The organism is Terrabacter sp. P2_E3 (assembly GCF_056403915.1).
The window spans coordinates 216,073-236,879 of the sequence record NZ_JBFUEN010000007.1; the positions used below are offsets into that span (position 1 = coordinate 216,073).

At 71.3% G+C, this 20,807-nt stretch carries 19 protein-coding genes; 17 read left to right on the forward strand and 2 right to left on the reverse strand.

The window, feature by feature from the left end; genetic code table 11:
• Window positions 1–7: 7 nt before the first annotated feature.
• On the reverse strand, window positions 8–553 hold the full coding sequence (locus tag AC1DW8_RS11215) for an SRPBCC family protein (protein WP_478094032.1): 546 nt from the start codon (window positions 551–553) through the stop codon (window positions 8–10).
• Here AC1DW8_RS11215 and AC1DW8_RS11220 point away from each other — a divergent pair.
• From AC1DW8_RS11220 to AC1DW8_RS11240, 5 genes are all read left to right on the forward strand, one after another.
• A complete protein-coding gene (locus AC1DW8_RS11220; RefSeq protein WP_478094034.1) occupies window positions 552–1,598 on the forward strand; it encodes an ABC transporter ATP-binding protein in 1,047 nt (348 codons plus the stop codon). The two genes, AC1DW8_RS11215 and AC1DW8_RS11220, sit on opposite strands and share 2 nt — an antisense overlap.
• On the forward strand, window positions 1,595–2,341 hold the full coding sequence (locus tag AC1DW8_RS11225; protein ID WP_056780814.1) for an ABC transporter permease: 747 nt from the start codon (window positions 1,595–1,597) through the stop codon (window positions 2,339–2,341). The genes AC1DW8_RS11220 and AC1DW8_RS11225 overlap by 4 nt, the downstream gene beginning before the upstream one ends.
• On the forward strand, window positions 2,338–3,471 hold the full coding sequence (locus tag AC1DW8_RS11230) for a sensor histidine kinase (RefSeq protein WP_478094036.1): 1,134 nt from the start codon (window positions 2,338–2,340) through the stop codon (window positions 3,469–3,471). The genes AC1DW8_RS11225 and AC1DW8_RS11230 overlap by 4 nt, the downstream gene beginning before the upstream one ends.
• A complete protein-coding gene (locus AC1DW8_RS11235) occupies window positions 3,468–4,082 on the forward strand; it encodes a response regulator transcription factor (RefSeq protein WP_056780819.1) in 615 nt (204 codons plus the stop codon). The genes AC1DW8_RS11230 and AC1DW8_RS11235 overlap by 4 nt, the downstream gene beginning before the upstream one ends.
• A gap of 98 nt (window positions 4,083–4,180) precedes the next feature.
• On the forward strand, window positions 4,181–4,549 hold the full coding sequence (locus AC1DW8_RS11240; RefSeq protein WP_082620062.1) for a YciI family protein: 369 nt from the start codon (window positions 4,181–4,183) through the stop codon (window positions 4,547–4,549).
• An 85-nt stretch (window positions 4,550–4,634) separates the two neighbouring features.
• On the opposite strand, the gene AC1DW8_RS11245 is transcribed toward AC1DW8_RS11240, so the two are convergent.
• Window positions 4,635–5,303: an HdeD family acid-resistance protein gene (locus tag AC1DW8_RS11245; protein ID WP_478094039.1), complete on the reverse strand. Its 669-nt coding sequence runs from the start codon at window positions 5,301–5,303 to the stop codon at window positions 4,635–4,637.
• 162 nt (window positions 5,304–5,465) lie between these two features.
• Between AC1DW8_RS11245 and AC1DW8_RS11250 the strand changes: the two genes are divergently transcribed.
• The 12 genes from AC1DW8_RS11250 (at window position 5,466) to AC1DW8_RS11305 (ending at window position 20,181) form a co-directional block, all read left to right on the forward strand.
• Complete coding sequence (locus tag AC1DW8_RS11250) at window positions 5,466–6,695, forward strand: ATP-grasp domain-containing protein (protein ID WP_478094041.1); 1,230 nt, start codon at window positions 5,466–5,468, stop codon at window positions 6,693–6,695.
• Between the two features lie 21 nt (window positions 6,696–6,716).
• Window positions 6,717–7,643 carry a type 1 glutamine amidotransferase family protein gene (locus AC1DW8_RS11255; RefSeq protein WP_478094043.1) on the forward strand — a complete coding sequence of 309 codons (927 nt, stop codon included), beginning with the start codon at window positions 6,717–6,719 and terminating at the stop codon, window positions 7,641–7,643.
• A 5-nt stretch (window positions 7,644–7,648) separates the two neighbouring features.
• Window positions 7,649–8,791 carry an alpha/beta hydrolase-fold protein gene (locus AC1DW8_RS11260; protein ID WP_442274618.1) on the forward strand — a complete coding sequence of 381 codons (1,143 nt, stop codon included), beginning with the start codon at window positions 7,649–7,651 and terminating at the stop codon, window positions 8,789–8,791.
• Window positions 8,792–8,819: 28 nt separating this feature from the next.
• Window positions 8,820–9,548: an esterase family protein gene (locus AC1DW8_RS11265; RefSeq protein WP_056780827.1), complete on the forward strand. Its 729-nt coding sequence runs from the start codon at window positions 8,820–8,822 to the stop codon at window positions 9,546–9,548.
• Between the two features lie 101 nt (window positions 9,549–9,649).
• Window positions 9,650–12,052, forward strand: coding sequence for an ATP-binding cassette domain-containing protein (locus tag AC1DW8_RS11270; RefSeq protein ID WP_056780830.1), 2,403 nt, complete (start codon window positions 9,650–9,652; stop codon window positions 12,050–12,052).
• Window positions 12,053–12,065: 13 nt separating this feature from the next.
• The gene (locus AC1DW8_RS11275; protein WP_478094046.1) at window positions 12,066–13,067 is read left to right on the forward strand and encodes a serine hydrolase domain-containing protein; all 1,002 of its coding nucleotides are present in this window, start codon (window positions 12,066–12,068) and stop codon (window positions 13,065–13,067) included.
• Between the two features lie 280 nt (window positions 13,068–13,347).
• Window positions 13,348–14,637, forward strand: a complete 1,290-nt coding sequence (locus AC1DW8_RS11280) for an ABC transporter substrate-binding protein (protein ID WP_478094048.1) — start codon at window positions 13,348–13,350, stop codon at window positions 14,635–14,637.
• 11 nt (window positions 14,638–14,648) lie between these two features.
• Entirely contained in the window at window positions 14,649–15,671 is a 1,023-nt protein-coding gene (locus AC1DW8_RS11285; protein ID WP_478094050.1) for a carbohydrate ABC transporter permease, read from the forward strand.
• Window positions 15,664–16,527 (forward strand): carbohydrate ABC transporter permease, encoded by an 864-nt coding sequence (locus AC1DW8_RS11290; RefSeq protein ID WP_478094052.1) that lies wholly within the window; start codon window positions 15,664–15,666, stop codon window positions 16,525–16,527. Before AC1DW8_RS11285 ends, AC1DW8_RS11290 begins: the two co-directional genes overlap by 8 nt.
• Window positions 16,528–16,565: 38 nt before the next feature.
• On the forward strand, window positions 16,566–17,768 hold the full coding sequence (locus tag AC1DW8_RS11295; protein ID WP_478094054.1) for a Gfo/Idh/MocA family protein: 1,203 nt from the start codon (window positions 16,566–16,568) through the stop codon (window positions 17,766–17,768).
• Between the two features lie 81 nt (window positions 17,769–17,849).
• Window positions 17,850–18,263 (forward strand): hypothetical protein, encoded by a 414-nt coding sequence (locus AC1DW8_RS11300; protein ID WP_478094056.1) that lies wholly within the window; start codon window positions 17,850–17,852, stop codon window positions 18,261–18,263.
• Window positions 18,264–18,381: 118 nt separating this feature from the next.
• On the forward strand, window positions 18,382–20,181 hold the full coding sequence (locus AC1DW8_RS11305) for an ABC transporter substrate-binding protein (protein WP_478094058.1): 1,800 nt from the start codon (window positions 18,382–18,384) through the stop codon (window positions 20,179–20,181).
• Window positions 20,182–20,807 lie beyond the last annotated feature (626 nt).

The window sequence follows — 20,807 nt, forward strand, 5'->3', positions numbered from 1 at the left end:
GCTCCCCTCAGCCGCGCGCGAGCAGCTTGCGGAGGGTGGAGCCGTATGCCGCCCCGGCGACCTTCGCGACGACGGGGTCGAGGAGCGTGGGCACGCCTCGCACCCCGATGTGCTGCGTCCACCGGACCGTCGACCCGGCGGCCGTGGGCGTCACGAGCAGGTCGATGCGTCCGCGGACGACCTTGCCCTCCTTGCGGATCCGGGCGCTCCCGGCCGAATGTGTCGTCGGCTGGACCACCGACTTCACGACCATGACGTCGTCGAAACCCACCGGCCCGACGCCCGTCCGCGCGACGAAGCGCGACCCCTCGACGAGCTCGCTCGCGCCCATCGCCTCGCCCGTCACGGTCGTGAGCGGGATGACGGCCGTGTGCGCGCGCAGGTCGAGGATCCGCCGCCACGCCTCGGGTGCGGGCAGGGGGGAGTCGAGGTGCACCTCGAAGTCGGCCATGGGGTCAGTCTGTCCGGTCCGGCGCCCCGTGACACCTGTCACGCGCAGGACGTGACGCCTGCTGCTGACGCGGAGCATCGCCGAGCGGGAGAGTTGGGTCATGACCACCACACCTCGTCCGGTCGACGGCGCCTCGGGGGCGCCGGCGATCGAGCTGCGTTCGCTCGTCAAGAGCTTCCCTTCCCGACGCGGGTCCCAGGATGCCGAGGTCCGTGCCGTCGACGGCATCGACCTGCGCATCGAGCCCGGCGAGGTCGTCGCCTTCCTCGGACCCAACGGTGCCGGCAAGACGACGACCCTCGACATGGTGCTCGGCCTCACCGAGCCGACGAGCGGCACGGCCGAGGTCTTCGGCCGGCGTCCTCGCGAGGCCGTCGTCGGCGGGCACGTGTCCGCCGTCCTCCAGACGGGCGGGCTCCTGCGCGACCTCACCGTCCGCGAGACGGTCCGGATGATCGCGTCGACGTATGCCGTCCACTCCCCGGTCGACGAGGTCATCGACCGTGCCGGGCTGAGGTCGCTCGCCGACCGCCGCGTCTCCAAGTGCTCGGGCGGCGAGCAGCAGCGGCTGCGCTTCGCCCTGGCGCTCCTGCCCGACCCCCGGCTGCTCGTCCTCGACGAGCCGACGGCGGGCATGGACGTCACGGCCCGGCGCGACTTCTGGGACACGATGCACGCCGACGCCAGCGCGGGCCGCACCGTCGTCTTCGCCACGCACTACCTCGAGGAGGCCGACGCCTTCGCCGACCGCATCGTCCTCATCGCCGGCGGCCGCATCGTCGCCGACGGCACGACGGCCGAGATCCGGTCGCAGGCGAGCGGACGCACCGTCTCCGCGACGCTGCCGCCGGGCTCGGTCGCCGAGTCCGTCGCGAGGCTGCGGACGGTCGGCGGCGTGCACGAGGTCGAGGAGCGCGGCAACCGGGTCGTCGTCACGGCCGGCGACTCCGACACCGTCGCGCGGCTGCTCCTGCTCGAGCTCGGCGGCACCGACCTCGAGATCGTCACCGCCGGACTCGAGCAGGCCTTCATGACCCTGACCGGTGACGGCCGCGACTCCCGTGACGCCGGCGACGACGCCCGCGACGCCCGCGACGCCCGCGACGCCCGCGACGCCACGACCCCCGACGAGGAGCTCGTCCGATGAACGCCACCTTCACGCTGCTCGAGATGCGCCGGATCACGCGCGACTGGGCGGGCATGTTCTTCACCGCCGTGCTGCCCGCCTTCTTCTACCTCATCTTCGGCGCGACGGTCGATGCCAAGGACGCCACCATCGGCAACGGCAACGTCGCGATGTACGTCATGATCAGCATGGCCGCCTACGGCGCCGTCACCGCGACGACGAGCATCGGCGGCAACGCGGCCGTCGAGCGACAGCAGGGCTGGGGCCGCCAGCTCGGGCTCACGCCGCTCGCCGACTCGTCCTACATCGCCATGAAGGCGCTCATCGCCATGACCGTGGCGGCCGTGCCGATCCTGCTGACCTTCGCCCTCGGTGCTGCGACCGGCGCTCGTGGGTCGGCGCAGGCCTGGGTGCTCAGCGCGGTGCTCTGCCTCGTCGGTTCCGCCGTCTTCGCCGTCTACGGCCTGCTCGTCGGCACGGCGTTCCGCTCCGAGGCCGCGGTCGGCGCCGCGAGCGGCACCATGGTGATCTTCGCCTTCCTCGGCAACGTCTTCATCCCGCTGTCCGGGGCCCTGCTGGCGTTCGCGAAGTTCACGCCGCTCTACGGGTACGCCGCCCTGGCGCGCTATCCGCTCACCGAGGGCTACCTGCCCGACGGGTCGCAGGACCCGCTGTGGGTGCCGATCGTCAACGTGCTCGCCTGGCTCGCGATCTTCGGGACCGCCGCCGTGCTCCTCGTGCGCCGCGGCCGGGAGCGCCAGTGACCCAGCGGGCGTCGGTCTCCGGCGTCCCGGGCGCCCCGGCCGCCGACCCGGCGCCGGGGCGCAACCCGTGGGAGCGCTTCGGCTGGGTCGTCCAGTCGGTGTGGCTGGTCTTCCTCGTCTTCCCCGTCATCGCGATCGTCTCGAGCGGTCTGCCCGTCTGGCAGGTCGTGCTCGGGCTGGCGCTCGTGCTGACCTTCGCCGTCGTCTACGGCCTCGGCGCGCAGCACCTCCAGCGCCTGCACCGGAGGTGCGCGCCGACGCAGCGTCGGGGTGTCGGCTACCTGCTCGTGCTGGCCGGCTGCGCGATCGGGCTGGTTCCACTCATCGGCGCCGGCAGCCTCGGCTTCCTGCCCTTCGTCGTGTCGTTCGGGATGTTCGCGCTGCCACTCGCGTGGTCGATCGCCCTGGGCATCGCGTGCGTGGCGATCGCGACGGCGGTCGCGGTCTTCGTCGACCCCGACGAGGGCACCTGGGTCGTGGCCATCATCGTCTTCGCCGTCGGTGCGATGACCGGGGCGGTCCGGCTCATGACCGACCGGGGTGAGGACTACGAGCGGATCTCGCGCGACCTCGCCATCGTCGAGGAGCGCGAGCGCGTGGCCCGCGACGTCCACGACGTGCTCGGCCACTCGCTCACCGTCGTCACGGTCAAGGCCGAGCTGGCCGAGCGTCTCGTCGACCTCGACCCCGAGCGGGCCAAGGGCGAGCTCGCCGAGATCCAGGCGCTGAGCCGTCAGGCGCTCGCCGAGATCCGGGCGACCGTCGGGGGCCTGCGGGTGGCCCGCCTCGGTGACGAGCTGGCCTCGGCTCGCACGGCGCTCGCCGGCGCCGGCATCGAGGGCCACGTGCCCGACGACCCGAGCGCGGTCGACCCCCGCCACCGCACGGTCCTCGCCTGGGTGCTGCGCGAGGCGACGACCAACGTCGTGCGCCACAGCGACGCCGACGCCTGCTGGGTCGAGCTCGAGTCGAACCGTCTGACCGTCCGCGACGACGGTCGCGGCCTCGGCGAGCGGCCGGAGGGGAACGGCATACGCGGGCTGCGTGAGAGGGTCGAGGCCGCGGGAGGTCGGCTCTCGATCGAGACGGGCCCCGAGGGCCACGGGACCGTGCTGGAGGTGGCGCTGTGAGCACGACGATCAAGGTGCTGCTCGCCGACGACCAGGCCCTGGTGCGTGGGGCGCTCGCGGCGCTGCTCGCGCTCGAGCCCGACCTCGAGGTCGTGGCCGAGGTGGGGCGCGGTGACGAGGTCGTCGACGCCGCACGTGCCTCGGCCGCCGACGTCTGCCTCCTCGACATCGAGATGCCGGGCGTCGACGGCATCGCCGCCGCGGCCGCCGTGCGCGACGCGCTCCCCGGCGTACGCACGCTCGTCGTCACGACCTTCGGCCGCCCGGGCTACCTGCGTCGGGCGCTCGAGGCCGGCGCGTCCGGGTTCGTCGTCAAGGACACTCCGGCCCGCCAGCTCGCCGAGGCGGTGCGGCGCGTGCACGCCGGGCTCCGCGTCGTCGACCCGTCACTCGCCACCGAGTCGCTCGTCGACGGAGCCAACCCCCTGACCGAGCGCGAGCGCGAGGTGCTCGGGGTCGCGCTGCGCGGTGGCACCGTCGCCGCCATCGCCGGGGTCGTCCACCTGTCGCCGGGCACGGTCCGCAACCACCTCAGCGCGGCCATCGGCAAGACCGGCACGTCGACGCGCGCCGAGGCCGCCCGCGTGGCCCAGGAGCGTGGCTGGCTCTGACCGGCCTTTCGAGGATCGAAGTGTCGAGTCGGGTCGCCCCCGTTCGACGTCGTGGTGGAGGCTGGGACGGACCCGGCACGAGACGCAAGGAGAGACCGATGCGCTACCTCATGATCCACAAGATCGACGAGTCCCGCCCCGAGGCCTGGAACCCGAGCCAGGAGTTCCAGGACGCGATGGGCGCGCTCATGTCGGAGTACGCCGAGTCGGGCATCCTGCTCGCCGCCGAGGGCGTGACGCAGAGCAAGGACGGTGCGATCCTCCGCAAGACCGAGGGCGCCGGCGTCACGGTGACCGACGGCCCGTTCAGCGAGGCGCGCGAGGTCATCGGCGGCTTCGCCCTCGTCAACGTCGAGAGCAAGGAGCAGGCACTCGAGCTGGCCGGGAGGTTCGCCTCGCTCTTCGACGAGGTGTCGGTCGAGGTCCGCCGTGTCTACGAGTTCGAGGACCTGCCGCAGCCGTCCTGAGCCGACCGACGTCGTGGAGGTTCGCACCCCTCGGACGGGGTGCGAACCTCCACGCTGTCGTATGCCGTCCGGTGGCCCGAGAGGGTCAGGCGGTGGCCGGCGCCGGGGTGCTGCTGCTGCTGCCGGCGGCCCGACGCGCCATGAGGGCCGCGACGAGCTCGACGATGCCGATGACGATGAGCGCGATGCCGGCGATGCGGGTGAGCACGACGAGCGACGAGCCCGGGAAGATCGCGACGACGAGACCGCCGAGGATCGAGACGACGCCGCTGACGATGAGGAAGACGCGGGTGCCGGTCGTCCGGTCGGAGCCGAAGCCCTGGACGAGCGCGGCGATGCCCTCGGCGATCCAGCCGATCGCGATGAAGATGGCGATGACGGCGAGCGAGGTCCCGGGCCGGAAGAGGCAGATGATGCCGGCGATGATCGAGAGCACGCCGAGCCCGATGGAGACGGGCTTGAGCCAGCCCGGGTCGCTCGGCAGGTCGCGCGTCACCGACAGGCGGACGGCCCCGGCGACGATGAGCTGCAGCCCGAACATGATGGCCACGATGAGCAGGGTCGCCTTGGGCCAGACGAGCACCATGATGCCGAGGATGACGGACAGGATGCCCATGGCGATGAGGGCGCCCGACCATCCGGAGGAGGTGGCCGGGGACGCCCACGTGGCGGCGGCCTCGCGGCGCGTCCTCGGTGCGTCGGGTGCGGGGTCGGTCGGGTCGGGTGACGCTGCGTTCGGGACGGTGCTCGACATGGCTTCCTCCGTAAGGGGTGAGGTGCTGCCCGAGGTGCGGCACCACCAGTCTCGTCCTCGTCAGCCCCCGGCGCGCGCTTTTGCCCCGCGACCCGCGCGGCGGCACACGGGGCGAGCGGCCGTCCGTGGCGGGCCTCCCGGTGGACCGATAGCGTCGACGCCGTGAACATCATCTTCGTGGAGCCGTCGTTCCCGGCGAACCAGCGTCGCTTCGTGCACGCCCTCGCCTCGGTGGGCGCGAACGTCTACGGCATCGGTGAGTCCGACGAGGCGCACCTCGGCGACGAGGTGCTGGGCGCGCTCCGCGGCTACTACCGCGTCGGCTCGGTGACGAACGTCGACCAGATGGTCGAGGCGGTCCGCTACTTCCAGGACAAGGTCTGGATCGACGCGCTCGAAGCGACCGTCGAGGCGCACACGATGCCGGCGGCGCAGGTCCGCGAGGCGTGCGGCATCCCCGGCACGAGCGTCCGCACGACGTGGCTGTGCCGCGACAAGCCGTCGATGAAGGAGGCGCTGCGCCAGGCGGGCGTGCCCACCGCGGCGAGCGCGGCCGTCGACTCGGCCGCCGAGGCGCGCGCGTTCGCCGAGCGCGAGGGCTACCCGCTCATCCTCAAGCCGCGCGCGGGCGCCGGCGCCCAGGGCACGGTGCGCGTCGACTCCGACCACGAGCTCGAGCAGGCGCTCCAGGGCTACGCCCGCGAGGGTGCGAGCTCGATCGCCATCGAGGAGTTCGTCGAGGGTCACGAGGGCTTCTACGACACGATCAGCCTCGACGGCCAGGTCGTGCACGACTGGGCGACGCACTACTACCCCAACGTCCTCGAGGCGATGCGCCAGCGCTGGATCTCCCCGCAGTTCATCACGACGAACCGCATCGACGAGCCGGGCAACGCCTTCTACACCGAGGTGCGTGAGCTCGGGCGCCGCGTCATCGAGGCGCTCGGCATCGAGACGTCGGCCACGCACATGGAGTGGTTCTACGGCCCCAAGGGCCTGAAGTTCAGCGAGATCGGCGCCCGCCCCCCGGGTGTCGGCGCCTGGGACGTCTACTCCGCGGCCAACGAGGTCGACGTCTACCGCGAGTGGGCGCACGTCATCACCCACCGCGCGCCCGAGCGCCAGATGAAGCGCACGTATGCCGCCGGCATCGTCGCGCTCCGCCCCGACCACGACGGGTCGATCACCGGCTACACCGGCATCGACGAGATCCAGTCGCGCTACGGCGAGTGGGTCATCGACGGCCACTTCCCGCCGGTCGGGCACGGCACCCAGGGCGTCGAGGCCGGCTACATGGCCAACGCGTGGGTGCGACTGCGCCACCCCGACTTCGACACGGCGCGCGCCATGCTCGACGACGTCGGCCGCACGATCCACGTGCACGCGGGCTGAGCGCGGTTGAGCCCTGTCCTGATGTCGACGACGATCCTGCTCGGCCCCCAGCGGTTCACGACGACCGTGGGCGCCACCGTGCGCTCCCTCGGCGTGACCGGCCGCATCGCCATGGTCAACTCCGGCTGGGAGGAGCGCGAGTCCGACGACGCCGAGCTCGCCGGCCACCTCGACGGGCGCGGCGTCAACCTGCGCCTGCACCACCGGATGATGGACGTGCTGGCCAAGGACCAGCACTTCGCGGCGGCGGCGGTCGCGTTCCGCGACCGGATGGACGAGCTGCGCGCCTTCTACGGCATACGCCTCCAGGCGGCGATCGACGCCGTGCACGCCGTCGCGCACCGGACCTCGATCCACGCCGTCGGCCCCATCGCCGAGGAGTCCGCGATGGAGGCCGTGCGCGAGGTCGACCGGTGGTATGCCGCCGAGCTCGAGGAGCTCTACGGCTCGGTCCGCGCCACCGCGCCGCTCGACGAGAGCGGCACCATCGGCTGGCACCGGGGCGAGATCGGTGCGCTCCTCGACGAGTGCGAAGCGGTCGTCATCGCGGGTGGCAACGTGCGCACCCTGCTGCGCACGCTGCGCGTCTTCGACGTCACCCTCCGGCCGGAGCACTCCGTGGTCGCGTGGTCGGCCGGTGCGATGGCCCTGACCGACGAGGTCGTGCTCTTCCACGACTTCACGCCCCACGGCGTCGCCGCGGCCGAGCTCCACGACCGGGGGCTGGGTCGGCTGCCCGGGATCGTCGCGCTGCCGCACGCCAAGAGGCGGCTGCTCCTCGACGACCACGAGCGCATGTCGGTGCTGGCCCGGCGCTTCGCCGAGCACCGGCTGCTCCTGCTCGACGACGGGGCCGTCGTGCGCTTCCCCGACGGCGCGACCGAGCTGCCGGTCGGTGCGCGCGTCATCGACCGCACCGGTCACGTCTCGGTCGTGGGGGTCGCGTGAGCGCCATGGAACGCCTCGCCGTCAACCGCCTCCGCGAGCGACTGCCGCTCGACGGCCCGACGATCGACCGCTTCGTCGAGCGCTACGGGTGCCCGATCATCGAGGGCGAGCGCGCGACCTTCCTCTACCGGGGCGACGTCGACGAGGTGTGGGTGCGCCACCGCGTCGTCGGCCTGCCGGATCCCCTGCCGCTCAAGCGGATCGGCGAGTCCGACCTCTGGGCCGTCACGACCGTGCTGCCCGAGGGGTCGCGGGTCGAGTACCAGATCGAGATCCGCAAGGGCGAGCACTACGAGCGCTTCAACGACCCGCTCAACCCGCGCCTGGCGCACAGCCCGATGGGGTCGTCGTCGGTGTGCGCGGCCATCGGCTACCGCGTGCCCGACTGGGTCGCCCACGACCCCGAGGCCCGCCCCGGCACCCTCGTCGAGGAGCAGGTCCACAGCAAGGCCCTGCGGCGCGACCAGCCGGTGCAGATCTACCTGCCGGCGCGCTTCAACCGGGCGCAGCGCTATCCGCTCCTCGTCGTCCACGACGGCACCGACTACCTCCAGTTCGCCGCGATGAAGACCGTCCTCGACAACCTCATCCACCGGCTCGACGTCGACCCGCTCGTCGCGGTCTTCGTGCCGCCCCGGGACCGGCTCAAGGAGTACCCCAACCACGCGCCGCACGCCCGGTTCATCGCGCGCGAGCTCGTGCCGCTGCTCACCGAGCGACTCCCCCTCATCGACACCCCGGAGGCGCGCTGCCTCATGGGCAGCTCCTTCGGCGGCATCGCGTCGCTGTCGACGGCGGTGCGCTACCCCGGCTTCTTCGGCTCGCTCATGCTCCAGTCCGCCTCGCTCGTCTTCACCGACATCGGCTTCGACCACGGCGGCGGCCCGGCCTTCGACCCGGTCGTGAAGTTCGTCAACCGCTTCCGCGAGAAGCCGTCGGCGGTCGTCGACCGCCTCTTCATGTCGTGCGGCGTCTACGAGCCGCTCATCACCCCGAACCGGTCGATGGTCCCGGTCTTCCGCCATGCCGGCATGACGGTGCGCTACACGGAGTCGCGCGACGGCCACAACTGGGAGAACTGGCGCGACCGTCTCGGTGACGGACTCGCGTGGCTCTTCCCCGGACCCCAGAAGTTCGTCTACGAGTGACGAGCGCAAGTGAGAAGGCAGGTCACCCATGAAGGTCACCGACCGGTGGTACTCCGACCGTCTGGGCCAGGACATCAGCGTCGCGAGGTGGGGCTCCTACGGCGCGCCCGTGCTGCTCTTCCCGACCGCGGGGGGTGACGCGGAGGAGGTCGAGCGGCACAAGATGATCGCGCACCTCGAGCCGCTCATCGCGGCCGGCCGAGCCAAGGTCTACTCCGTCGACAGCGTCGCGGGGCGGGCCCTGGCCGAGGGGCGCGGCACGCCCGACCACCAGCTCGCCCTCTTCAACGGCTTCCACGAGGCGATCGCCCGCGAGGTCATCCCGGCGATCCACTCCGACCTCGGCGGCCAGCCGATCCCGGTCACCGTCGCGGGCGCCTCGATCGGCGCCTTCAACGCCCTCGCCATCACGTGCCGCTACCCCGAGCTCGTGCAGTCGGCCGTGTGCATGAGCGGCACCTACGCCATCGAGCAGTTCCTCGGCGGGCACGTCAACGACGACCTCTACTTCAGCTCGCCGCTGCGCTTCCTGCCCGGTCTCGAGGGTCCGGCGCTCGACGTTCTACGCACGCGGATGATCGTGCTCGCCTCGGGCAGCGGCCGCTGGGAGGACGTCGGCGAGTCCCGTGCCGTCGCGCACCTCCTCGGCAGCAAGGGCATCCCCAACCGCGTCGACGACTGGGGCACGGCCTACGACCACGACTGGCCGACGTGGTGGGCGATGCTCCCGCTCTACCTCGACGACCTCCTCCCCTGACGGCATACGCCCTCTCTCCCGGTCGAGGGCCGCTCGGTCACGCGTGAGGTCGTCGGGAATCGGGAGGCCCGGGGTGGGCGCGGGGCCGTAGCGTACGTCGCATGGAGTCGAAGAGCACCGCTGCGAAGACCGCGTCGCGCCCCTCCGCCGGGTCCCACCCGGCCGACGTCCACGACATGATCCGCGTCCAGGGCGCGCGCGAGAACAACCTCAAGGACGTCAGCCTCGACCTGCCGAAGCGCCGGCTCACGGCGTTCACCGGCGTCTCCGGCTCGGGCAAGAGCTCGCTCGTCTTCGCGACCATCGCCGCCGAGTCGCAGCGGATGATCAACGAGACCTACAGCGCCTTCGTCCAGGGCTTCATGCCGTCGCTCGCGCGCCCCGACGTCGACTACCTCGACGGCCTGACGACGGCCATCATCGTCGACCAGGAGCGGATGGGTGCCAACCCGCGCTCGACGGTCGGCACCGCGACCGACGCCAACGCGATGCTGCGGATCCTCTTCTCCCGCATCGGGACCCCCCACATCGGGCCGCCGACCGCCTTCGCCTTCAACGTGCCGACGCGGGTCGCGAGCGGCGTCATGAAGACCGACAAGGGCAACCGCCAGGAGACCTCGATCGTCCGCGAGGCGGTCTACCAGGGCGGCATGTGCGCGCGCTGCGAGGGGATGGGGTCGGTCAACGACTTCGACCTCACCGCGATCTACGACGAGAGCAAGTCGCTCGCCGACGGCGCGCTGCTCGTCCCCGGCTACAGCATGGACGGGTGGTACGGCCGGATCTTCAGCGGCGCCGGACTGCCCATGGACAAGCCGGTCGGCAGGTTCACCGAGCGCCAGCTCCAGAAGCTGCTCTACGGACAGCCCGAGAAGATCAAGGTCGAGGGCGTCAACCTCACCTACGAGGGCGTCCTGTCGAAGGTGCAGAAGTCGATGCTGTCCAAGGACCTCGACGCGATGCAGCCGCACGTGCGCCGCTTCGTCGAGCGGGCGGTCACGTTCACGACCTGCCCCGAGTGCAAGGGCACGCGACTGTCGCAGGAGGCGCTGAGCTCGAAGATCAAGGGCAAGAACATCGCCGAGCTGTGCACCATGCAGATCAGCGACCTCGCCGAGTGGCTCCGCGACGTCGACGACCCGTCGGTCGCACCGCTCCTGCGGGGGCTGCAGCACCTGCTCGACTCCTTCGCCGAGATCGGACTCGGCTACCTCTCGCTCGACCGGCCCGCGGGCACGCTGTCGGGTGGTGAGGCCCAGCGCACCAAGATGATCCGTCACCTCGGCTCGTCGCTCACCGACGTCACCTACGTCTTCGACGAACCGACGATCGGGCTCCACCCCCACGACATCGCGCGGATGAACCAGCTGCTGCTCCAGCTGCGCGACAAGGGCAACACCGTCCTCGTCGTCGAGCACAAGCCCGAGACGATCGCCATCGCCGACCACGTCGTCGACCTCGGCCCGGGCGCGGGCACCGCGGGCGGTGAGGTCGTCTTCGAGGGCACCGTCGAGGGACTGCGCAAGAGCGACACGACGACGGGCCACCACCTCGACGACCGGGTCAACCTCAAGGCCTCGCTGCGCCAGGCGACCGGGGCGCTGCAGGTCCGCGGCGCGTCGACCCACAACCTGCGCGACGTCGACGTCGACATCCCGCTCGGGGTGCTCTGCGTCGTCACCGGGGTCGCCGGGTCGGGCAAGAGCTCGCTCATCCACGGGTCCGTCGCCAAGCGCGACGGTGTCGTCGTCGTCGACCAGGGTGCCATCCGCGGCTCGCGCCGGAGCAACCCCGCGACCTACACCGGACTGCTCGAGCCGATCCGCAAGGCCTTCGCCAAGGCCAACGGCGTCAAGCCCGCGCTCTTCAGCTCCAACTCCGAGGGGGCCTGCCCGGCCTGCAACGGCGCCGGCGTCATCTACACCGAGCTCGGCGTCATGGCGACGGTCGAGTCGACGTGTGAGGAGTGCGAGGGCCGGCGCTTCCAGGCCGCGGTGCTCGAGTACGAGCTCGGCGGGCGCAACATCGCCGACGTCCTCGCACTGCCGGTGGCCGAGGCGCTCGACTTCTTCGACGCAGGCGAGGCGCGCACCCCTGCCGCCCACACGATCCTCGAGCGGCTCGCCGACGTCGGCCTCGGCTACCTCACGCTCGGCCAGCCGCTCACGACGCTGTCCGGCGGGGAGCGCCAGCGCCTCAAGCTGGCCACCCAGATGGCCGAGAAGGGCGACGTCTACGTCCTCGACGAGCCGACGACCGGCCTGCACCTCGCCGACGTCGAGAACCTGCTCGGCCTGCTCGACCGGCTCGTCGAGTCGGGCAAGTCGGTGCTCGTCATCGAGCACCACCAGGCCGTCATGGCGCACGCCGACTGGATCATCGACCTCGGACCGGGGGCCGGTCACGACGGCGGCAACGTCGTCTTCGAGGGGACACCGGCCGACCTCGTCGCCGACCGCCCGACGCTGACCGGCGAGCACCTCGCCGCCTACGTCGGGGCCTGACCGGGCGCGCGCCGTGGACCTCGACGCCGCGGTCGCCGATGTCGTGCGCGAGCACGGCTTCTCGGGCGTCGTCCGCGTCGACCTCGGCGGCGAGGTCGTGCACGCCTCGGCACACGGTCTCGCCGACCGTGCCCACGACCTGCCCAACACGCTCGACACGCAGTTCGGGACCGCCAGCGTCTGCAAGGGCCTGACCGCGCTCACCGTGGTGAGCCTCGTGGCCGAGGGTCGCGTCGCCCTCGAGACCCCCGTGCGCGCGGTCGTCGGCGACGACCTGCCCGACATCGGGGAGGACGTCACGATCGAGCACCTGAGCTCCCACCGTTCGGGCATCGGAGACTACCTCGACGAGGACGCCGACCTCGACGCCTCCGACTACGTCATGACCCTGCCGGTGCACCGTCTCGCCACGACCGAGGGCTACCTGCCGGCCCTCCGCGGACGACCGGCGAAGTTCGCTGCGGGAGAACGCTTCTCGTACTGCAACAGCGGCTTCGTCGTGCTCGCCCTCGTCGTGGAACGGCTGACCTGCACGAGCTTCCACGAGGCGGTCGAGGAGCGCGTCTGCGCCCGCGCCGGGACGGTCGACACGGCATACCTCCGCTCCGACGAGCTGCCGGGGCGCGCCGCGCTCGGCTACCTCGACCCCGTCGGGCTGCGCACCAACGTGCTGCACCTTCCCGTCCGTGGCAGCGGTGACGGTGGGATGTACACGACGGCCGCCGACCTCCACGCGCTGTGGGACGCGTTCCTCGGCGGTCGCATCGTCGACCCGCCCTGGGTCGCCGAGATGCTGCGCCCGCGCACCGACGTCATGGACGACGGCCGGCGCTACGGCCTCGGTGTCTGGCTCGACGGGACGGGTGACGGGGTGGTGCTCAACGGCTACGACGCCGGCGTCTCAGCGGTGACCCGGCACGAGCCGTCGCGGGACCTGACGTGGTCGGTCCTGGCCAACCGGAGCGACGTCGCGTGGCCGGTGTCGCAGCGCCTCCGCGAGGTCCTGGCGGGCTGAGGCCACCCCTCGGGGAGTCCGCATTGCGGACCTCCGGGCGCGACGCCCCACGCCGTCAGTGATGTTCCCGGGCAGCACACAGGGACCCGCGGCGGTCTGCTCTGCAGGCCTGTCCCGGGTCTGGATCCGACCTGTCCTACGGATTGACAGGTGATCGAATGTGATCGATTGTAGTCCCGCCCAAGCACAAACGAGCGATCAGGCTTGGGTTGCCCGATGACGTGCACCGGACCGCAGCGGCCTCCCGCCAGCCGCGGACCCCCCACCCAAGGAGTCGCGAATGCGCAGAACGTCCACGCTGGCCGCCACGGCCGTGCTCACCCCGCTGCTCGTGCTCGGCCTCGCCGCGTGCGGCCAGTCCACCGGCGGCGCCACTGCCGACGCCCAGCCCGAGTCGGGGCCGGTCACGATCTCCTACGGCATCTGGGACAAGAACCAGATGCCGGCCATGCAGAAGATCGCCGACGAGTTCCACGCCGCGAACCCGAACGTCACGGTCAAGATCCAGGTGACGCCGTTCAAGCAGTACTTCACGACCCTGCAGACGGCGGCCGCCGGCGGCGGTGCCCCCGACGTCTTCTGGATGAACGGCCCCAACGTCAAGCTGTACGCCGCGAACCAGCAGCTGCTGCCCCTCGACCAGACGATCAGCCGCGCCAAGCTCGACCTCGCGAAGTACCCCGAGGCCCTCGTCGACCTCTACACCTACGACGGCAAGAGGTACGGCATCCCGAAGGACTTCGACACGATCGGCGTCTGGTACAACAAGGCGCTCTTCGACGCGAAGAAGCTCGCCTACCCCAAGGACGACTGGACCTGGGCGGACTTCCAGTCCACGGCGCGGGCACTCACCGACAAGGCCGAGGGCGTCTACGGGGCCGCGGCACCCGTCGAGGACCAGGCCGGCTTCTACGACACGATCCCCTCGGCCGGTGGCCAGGTCATCGACGCCGCCGGCACCAAGAGCGGCTTCGACTCCCCCGAGGCGCTCCAGGGCATCGAGTTCTGGACCTCGCTCGTCAAGGACGGGGCGTCGCCGACGGTCCAGCAGATGACCGACACGAGCCCCGGCGACATGTTCAAGGCCGGCAAGGTCGCGATGTACTGGAACGGCTCGTGGGCCGCGGTCGAGTACAACGGCGTCCCCGAGCTCAAGGACGCCGTGAACGTCGCGCCGGTCCCCGCCGGGCCCAAGGGCCAGGTCTCGGTCATCCACGGCCTCGGCAACGTCATCTACGCCAAGACGAAGCACCAGGACGCCGCGCAGAAGTTCGTCGGCTTCCTCGGCGGAGAGCGCGCCGCGCAGATCCAGGCCGACGCCGGCGCGGTCATCCCCGCCTACGAGGGCACCCAGGAGGCGTGGGTCAAGGCGATGCCGCAGTTCAACCTCAAGGCCTACGTCGACGAGGTCGCGACCGCCGTGCCCTACCCGGCGTCGAAGAACACCAAGGCGTGGACGACCCTCCAGACCGACCTCCTCACGAAGGTGTGGAACGGCGAGGTCGACGCGGCGACGGGCCTCAAGGACCTCGCCACGCAGATGAACGCGGCGCTCGCCAAGGAGAAGTGACCGTGGCGGGCGTGCTCACCGATAGGGAGCAGGCGTCGGGATCCGTCGGCGCGACCGCGCCCGGCGGCGCCCCGTCGGGGTCGGGGAGCCGGGGCGACACCCCGGCCCCCGGCCGCCGGCCCGGTCGACTCGGTCGACCCGGTCGCGGCATGTCGCGGATGCGGCGCAACGACCTCTTCTGGGCGGCGGTCTTCATCCTCCCGACCCTGCTCGGCCTCGTCGTCTTCTACCTGTGGCCGGTCATGCGCACGCTGCTCATCTCCTTCACGGAGACCGGGCCGTTCGGCGGGTCGGAGTTCGTCGGGCTCGCCAACTACCGCGAGCTGTTCGGCGACGCGCGGCTGTGGGGGACGATGCTCAACACGCTGAAGTTCACCGTCGTCGCGCTGCTCGGCATCCCGGTGGCGCTCGTCATCGCGGCGTTGCTCAGCACCGAGGGCCTGCGGGGGGTGCGGATCTACCGCGTCCTCTTCTTCCTGCCCGTGGTGACGATGCCGGCAGCGGTCGGCCTCATCTGGCGCACGCTCTACAACGGCGACGTCGGCGTCATCAACGCACTGCTCGGTCTCGTCGGCATCGAAGGCACGAACTGGCTCTCCAATCCCGCGACGGCGCTGTATGCCATTGCCGCAGTGGGCATCTGGCTCAGCCTGGGCACGCAGATCGTCATCTTCCTCGCCGCGATCCAGGGCGTGCCGAAGGACCTCTACGAGGCGGCCGCGCTCGACGGCGCGGGCCGCATCCGGCAGTTCTGGTCGATCACGCTCCCGCAGATCAGCCCGAGCGTCTTCTTCATCTCGGTGCTCGCCGTCATCGGCGCGCTGCAGACTTTCGACCTCATCTTCGTCATGACCGGGCCGACGAACCCGGCCTACCCGCAGACCGAGACGATCGTCGCGCAGTTCTACCAGCGGGGCTTCGTCGAGAACCAGCAGGGGTATGCCGCCGCGATCGCCCTCGTCATCCTCGTCGTCATCGTCGCGGTGACCGCCCTGCAGTTCCGGCTCCAGAAGAAGTGGGTGCACTATGTCTGAGCTCGCGACCCGGCTCCCTCGCGCGCGGGGACGAAAGCGTCTGCGCCGCAACCACCTCGGCGTGCACGCCGTCCTCATCCTCGGCTCGGTCGTCATGGTCGGCCCGTTCTTCTGGGAGGTCATGACCTCCCTCAAGACCCTCGGCGAGACGCTGACCGTGCCGCCGACGGTCTTCCCCAGCTCGCCCCGGTGGAGCAACTACGGCGACGTCTTCGACACGCTCCCCTTCGGCCAGATGTTCTGGAACAGCACGATCCAGACGCTCGGGCGGGTGCTCGGCCAGCTCGTGCTGTGCTCGATGGCCGGTTATGCCTTCGCGCGCTTCGAGTTCCGCGGCCGGGGCCTGCTCTTCGGCCTCTTCCTCTCGGTCCTCATGGTCCCGAGCCAGCTCTTCCTGCTGCCGCAGTACGAGATCGTGTCGGGCCTCGGCTGGCTCAACTCGCTCCAGGCGCTCATCGTCCCCGGCCTCTTCAGCGCCTTCGGCACGTTCCTGCTGCGCCAGTTCTTCCTCAGCCTGCCGCGCGAGCTCGAGGAGGCCGCCAAGCTCGACGGCGCGAACCACTGGCAGATCTTCACCCGGATCATGCTGCCGCTCGCCAAGCCGGGCCTCATCGCGCTCGCCGTGCTCGACGTGCTCTGGTCGTGGAACGACCTCATGTGGCCCCTCGTGGTCAACAACGACCCGACGAAGATGCCGCTGTCGGTCGGGCTCGCTTCGCTCATCGGCCAGTTCTCCGTCGACACGACGACGCTCATGGCCGGCTCGGTCCTCGCGACGCTGCCGGTGCTCCTCCTCTTCGTCGTGCTCCAGAAGCAGTTCATCCAGGGGATCGCGTTCAGCGGCTCCAAGGGCTGAGACCCTCGAACCACCACCACCCGGAAGGTGCCCCACCCATGACCGACCAGACCGACCAGCCGGACCTCCGCATCGCGATCATCGGCTTCGGCCTGCGCGCCAGCCTGGCGAGGTACGCCCACCGTCCCGGTGAGGGCAGCCGCGTCACGGTCGTCTGCGACCCGGCCGAGCGGGGCCGCGCGGACGCCGCGGAGCGCATCGACGGCGTACGCCTCGTCGACGGTCTCGACGAGCTGCTCGCTCCCGACGTGCGCGCCGACATCGAGGCGGTGCTCGTCCTGACGCCCGACCACGCGCACGCCGAGCACGCCGTGCGCACCCTGGAGGCCGGCATACCGACGTTCGTCGAGAAGCCGCTCGCCACGAGCGTCGCCGACGCCGACCGGGTGCTCGAGGCCGCGCACCGCACGGGCACGCGCCTCTACGTCGGGCACAACATGCGGCACATGCCGGTCGTCCGGGCGATGCGCGACGTCATCGAGGCGGGAACGATCGGCGAGGTCAAGGCGGTCTGGTGCCGGCACTTCGTCTCGGCGGGTGGCGACTACTACTTCAAGGACTGGCACGCCGACCGGCGCAACACGACGGGTCTGCTGCTGCAGAAGGGCGCCCACGACATCGACGTCATCCACTGGCTCGCCGGCGCCTACACGCGGCGGGTCAGCGCGGTCGGCGCCCTCGCGGTCTACGGCGACGTCACCGACCACCGCGACAACTCCGACCGGCGGATGGCCGACTGGTACTCCCTCGACAACTGGCCGCCCACCGAGCAGCGAGAGCTCAACCCGGTCGTCGACATCGAGGACATCTCGATGGCCAACCTCGTCCTCGAGGGCGGGGTGCTCGCCAGCTACCAGCAGTGCCACTTCACGCCGGACTACTGGCGCAACTACACCGTGATCGGCACGAAGGGCCGGCTCGAGAACTTCGGTGACGGCCCCGGCGCGCTCGTCAAGGTGTGGACCCGCCGCACCGACACCTACCGCGACGACGCCGACGAGGTCATCGAGATCCCGGCGGCCGACACGACGGGTCACGGCGGCGCCGACCCGCTGCTCATCGCCGAGTTCGTCCGCTTCGCCCGCGACGGGGGCCCGACGATGACCTCGCCCGTCGCGGCGCGTGAGGCCGTGGCGGCCGGGGCCTCGGCGACGACGTCGCTGCGCACCGGCGGTGGCGCGGTCGACGTGCCGGCGCTCGACCCCGCCCTCGTCGCCTGGTTCGAGGGCGGCCAGGCCTGAGGGGTATCAGCGGCGGGACCGGCGCCCTCTGAGGCGTAGGGGTCCGTGGCTCGAGCGGGCCCGTTCCCCGAAGGACGACCCATGAGCGTCACCGACGTCTTCCCGCTGATCAAGGCACCAGATGCCTGGCCCGTGCCGGTCGTCGCGACGGTCGCCATGGTCTGCCTCGCGGGGCTCGACCTGCTCGGGGCGGTCTTCGCCAAGGAGTGGGCCGAGAACGGCAGCGTGCGGGCGCTCGTGCTCGGCGCAGGCGCCTTCCTCGTCCTCTTCTGGGTGTATGCGTCGTCGCTGAGGTACGCCGAGCTGGCTCTCGTGACGATGGGCTGGGTCGTCATGCTCCAGGTCGGGCTCGTTCTCATCGACCGCTGGCGCTACGGGGTGGAGCTGCCCACGGGCAAGTGGGTGGCCATCGGGGTCGTGCTCGTCGCGCAGGCCTATCTCGTGCTCGCGCCGGCGGCCGAGCAGGCGGGCGCCGCGGCGGCCTCCGGCGGCTAGACTTCCGACCACGGACAGGGGTGCTCCGGGTCGCCGTCGGTGCCACCTGCCACCGTGCTCTCCGTGCCCGCCGAAGTCCCGGGTCCGGTCTCCGGTCCGGGCGCCCCGAAGGAAGTCCATGCGTCGACGTCTCGTCCGCCCCACCGCGGTGGCGGCCCTCGGCGTGCTCGCGCTGGCCTCGGGTGCCGCATGCACGACGAGCACCGCGACGCCCGCCCCCACGCGAGGCACGACCGCGAGCACGACTCCCACCGCGGCGCCGACGACCCCGGTCGCGCCGCTCGTCGTCGGGGCCGTCTTCGACCACACGACGCTCGACCCGACGCGGCAGTTCGACCGCAGCGGGGCGATGCTGACGCACGCGCTCTACGAGACCCTGACGACGCTCGACCCCGACGACCCGACCAAGGTCGTGCCCGGGATGGCCGAGTACACCCTGTCCCCCGAGGGCCGGTGGCTGACGCTGCGGCTGCGCAAGGGCCTCGTCTTCTCCGACGGCACACCGGTGACGACCGACGACGTCCTCTTCACCCTCCAGCGCGTGCGAGGGCTGTCCGGTCCGGCCGGCTCGATCCTCGGCACCGTCTCGGCGGTCAAGGTCGACGACCGCACCTTCACGCTCAGCTCTCCCGGCTCGAACTTCGCCCTGCCCGCGATCCTCGCCAACCCGGCCTTCGGCATCCTCAATGCGACGGCGGTCAAGGCGCACGGCGGCACCATCGGCCCCGGTGACGAGGCGAGCTCCTACCTCTCGCAGCACTCGGCGGGCTCGGGCCCCTACGTCATCAAGAGCGTCAGCGGCACCTCCGAGGTGCGGCTCGCGGCCAACCCGATGTGGTCGGGGCCGACCCCTGCCTTCCCCGAGATCGTCGTGCGCAACCTCGACGCGCGGCGGCAGCTGGCCGCCATCGGGTCCGGCAGTGCCGACCTCGTGCTCGACCTCTCGCCGAGCCAGGCCGATGCAGCCACCGGCCGGCCGCAACGGTCGGCCGTCACGGTGACGACGATGCGGTCGAGCTCGCTCGTCTACCTCGCCCTCGGGCGCGACAAGGCCCTCAACCCGTGGACCGCCGACCCCGACTTCACCGAGGCGGTTCGCCGCGGCCTCGACCGTGAGGCGCTCGGCAGGGCTGCCGCGCCCGGGTCCATGCCCGCGGCGGGTCTCATCCCCGCCGGCATCGTCGGTGCCCTCGAGGACCTCGCGCCCTCGCCCGCCCCCACTGACGGCACCGACGGCACCGGGACCCCGACGCCCACGACGTCGACGACCTCGGTCACGCCGGCCCCGTCCTCGTCGGGCACCACGGCGACGCCCGACGGCATCCTCACGACCGGGGCGGACGGCATACCCACGCCCGTGGTGACGCTGCCCGTCGTGCCCCAGCGCGATCTCGCCGCGGCCAGGGCGGCGCTGCGCCGCTCCGGCTACAAGGGCCAGCCGATCCCCCTGTCGTTTGCCGCCGACCTGCCCATCCAGGGCATCCCGACGAGCGCCCTGGCGGTGGCCGTGCGTGCGCAGCTCGCGCAGGTCGGCATCAAGGTGCAGCTCAACCCGGCGCCCGCGGCCGAGGCGGTCGCCGCCTACCGCAGCGGGCGCACCGCGTTCAGCCTGTGGAGCTGGAACCCCGACTACCCGGATCCCGAGAACTACCTGGCCTTCGCGCCGGGCGAGCTCGTCGGGTCGCGCGCCGGGTGGGCCCGTGGCACCGACACGCTCGTCGACGACCTCACCGAGGCGGCGCGTTCGTCGGTGGGTGACAACCGGGCGGGGGCGTATGCCGCTTGGCAGCTCGCGATGAACCAGCGCAGCCCGTTCGTCCCCCTCCTCCAGCCGTCGACGCGCTTTGCGAGCGGCGAGCGGGTCAAGGTCCTGCCGGGCAACCCGGTCTGGACCGTGGACCTCGCCCGGCTCGGCTGACCAGCCGACTCACGGCGGCTCTCCTCCGGGGGTGCTCTCCGGTGTCTCGGTGGGCTCTCGGTGGCCTCTCCGTGGGCTCGTCACGCGTGTCCGGACGGGCCTCCGGACGGCTCCGTGGAGGGCCTCGGGAGGGGGTCCGGAGGCCCGATTATGAGATCCCGGGGGATGCCCTGTAACGTTCTCTTCGTCAGCCCGACAGGGAGCACCGGACGCCACCGCTGAGCGAAACTTCCCTCGCGAAGTAGGCCGGTCCCGGGGTTGGCACCACAGAGAGAAGGACCGCTGGTTCGGTCTGATCGACGTGGGAGCCCGCGTGTCTGGCGTGGCCGGTTGGGTCTGCTCCTCGGAGCCGGCGCCGATTTGGACCAGCGCATCGAGGCGGGTAAGTTTGAAGGGTTGCCCCGGAGGCCTCCTCGTTGAGGTGGTTGATGGTGTGTGTCCGATTCTTGAGAACTCAACAGCGTGTCAAAAATCGATGCCAATTACCTCGTCCCGAGGCCTGGCCGGTTGATCTTCGTCCTCTAGTGGCGTGGTGACGGTCGTGGTTTTGGGCGAATTATCCTTTGGTTGAATTGAACTTCTAGCTTTTTGAGCTGGTTGTTCGACTTCAGTCAGGTTTTCGAGCC

Coding starts and splice junctions, on each gene's coding strand:
- AC1DW8_RS11260 (WP_442274618.1), top strand. CDS start 7,649: ATGGAACGCCTCGCCGTCAACCGCCTCCGCGAGCGACTGCCGCTCGAC.
- AC1DW8_RS11220 (WP_478094034.1), top strand. CDS start 552: ATGACCACCACACCTCGTCCGGTCGACGGCGCCTCGGGGGCGCCGGCG.
- AC1DW8_RS11280 (WP_478094048.1), top strand. CDS start 13,348: ATGCGCAGAACGTCCACGCTGGCCGCCACGGCCGTGCTCACCCCGCTG.
- AC1DW8_RS11240 (WP_082620062.1), top strand. CDS start 4,181: ATGCGCTACCTCATGATCCACAAGATCGACGAGTCCCGCCCCGAGGCC.
- AC1DW8_RS11300 (WP_478094056.1), top strand. CDS start 17,850: ATGAGCGTCACCGACGTCTTCCCGCTGATCAAGGCACCAGATGCCTGG.
- AC1DW8_RS11215 (WP_478094032.1), bottom strand. CDS start 553: ATGACCCAACTCTCCCGCTCGGCGATGCTCCGCGTCAGCAGCAGGCGT.
- AC1DW8_RS11255 (WP_478094043.1), top strand. CDS start 6,717: ATGTCGACGACGATCCTGCTCGGCCCCCAGCGGTTCACGACGACCGTG.
- AC1DW8_RS11265 (WP_056780827.1), top strand. CDS start 8,820: ATGAAGGTCACCGACCGGTGGTACTCCGACCGTCTGGGCCAGGACATC.
- AC1DW8_RS11270 (WP_056780830.1), top strand. CDS start 9,650: ATGGAGTCGAAGAGCACCGCTGCGAAGACCGCGTCGCGCCCCTCCGCC.
- AC1DW8_RS11225 (WP_056780814.1), top strand. CDS start 1,595: ATGAACGCCACCTTCACGCTGCTCGAGATGCGCCGGATCACGCGCGAC.
- AC1DW8_RS11290 (WP_478094052.1), top strand. CDS start 15,664: ATGTCTGAGCTCGCGACCCGGCTCCCTCGCGCGCGGGGACGAAAGCGT.
- AC1DW8_RS11305 (WP_478094058.1), top strand. CDS start 18,382: ATGCGTCGACGTCTCGTCCGCCCCACCGCGGTGGCGGCCCTCGGCGTG.
- AC1DW8_RS11295 (WP_478094054.1), top strand. CDS start 16,566: ATGACCGACCAGACCGACCAGCCGGACCTCCGCATCGCGATCATCGGC.
- AC1DW8_RS11245 (WP_478094039.1), bottom strand. CDS start 5,303: ATGTCGAGCACCGTCCCGAACGCAGCGTCACCCGACCCGACCGACCCC.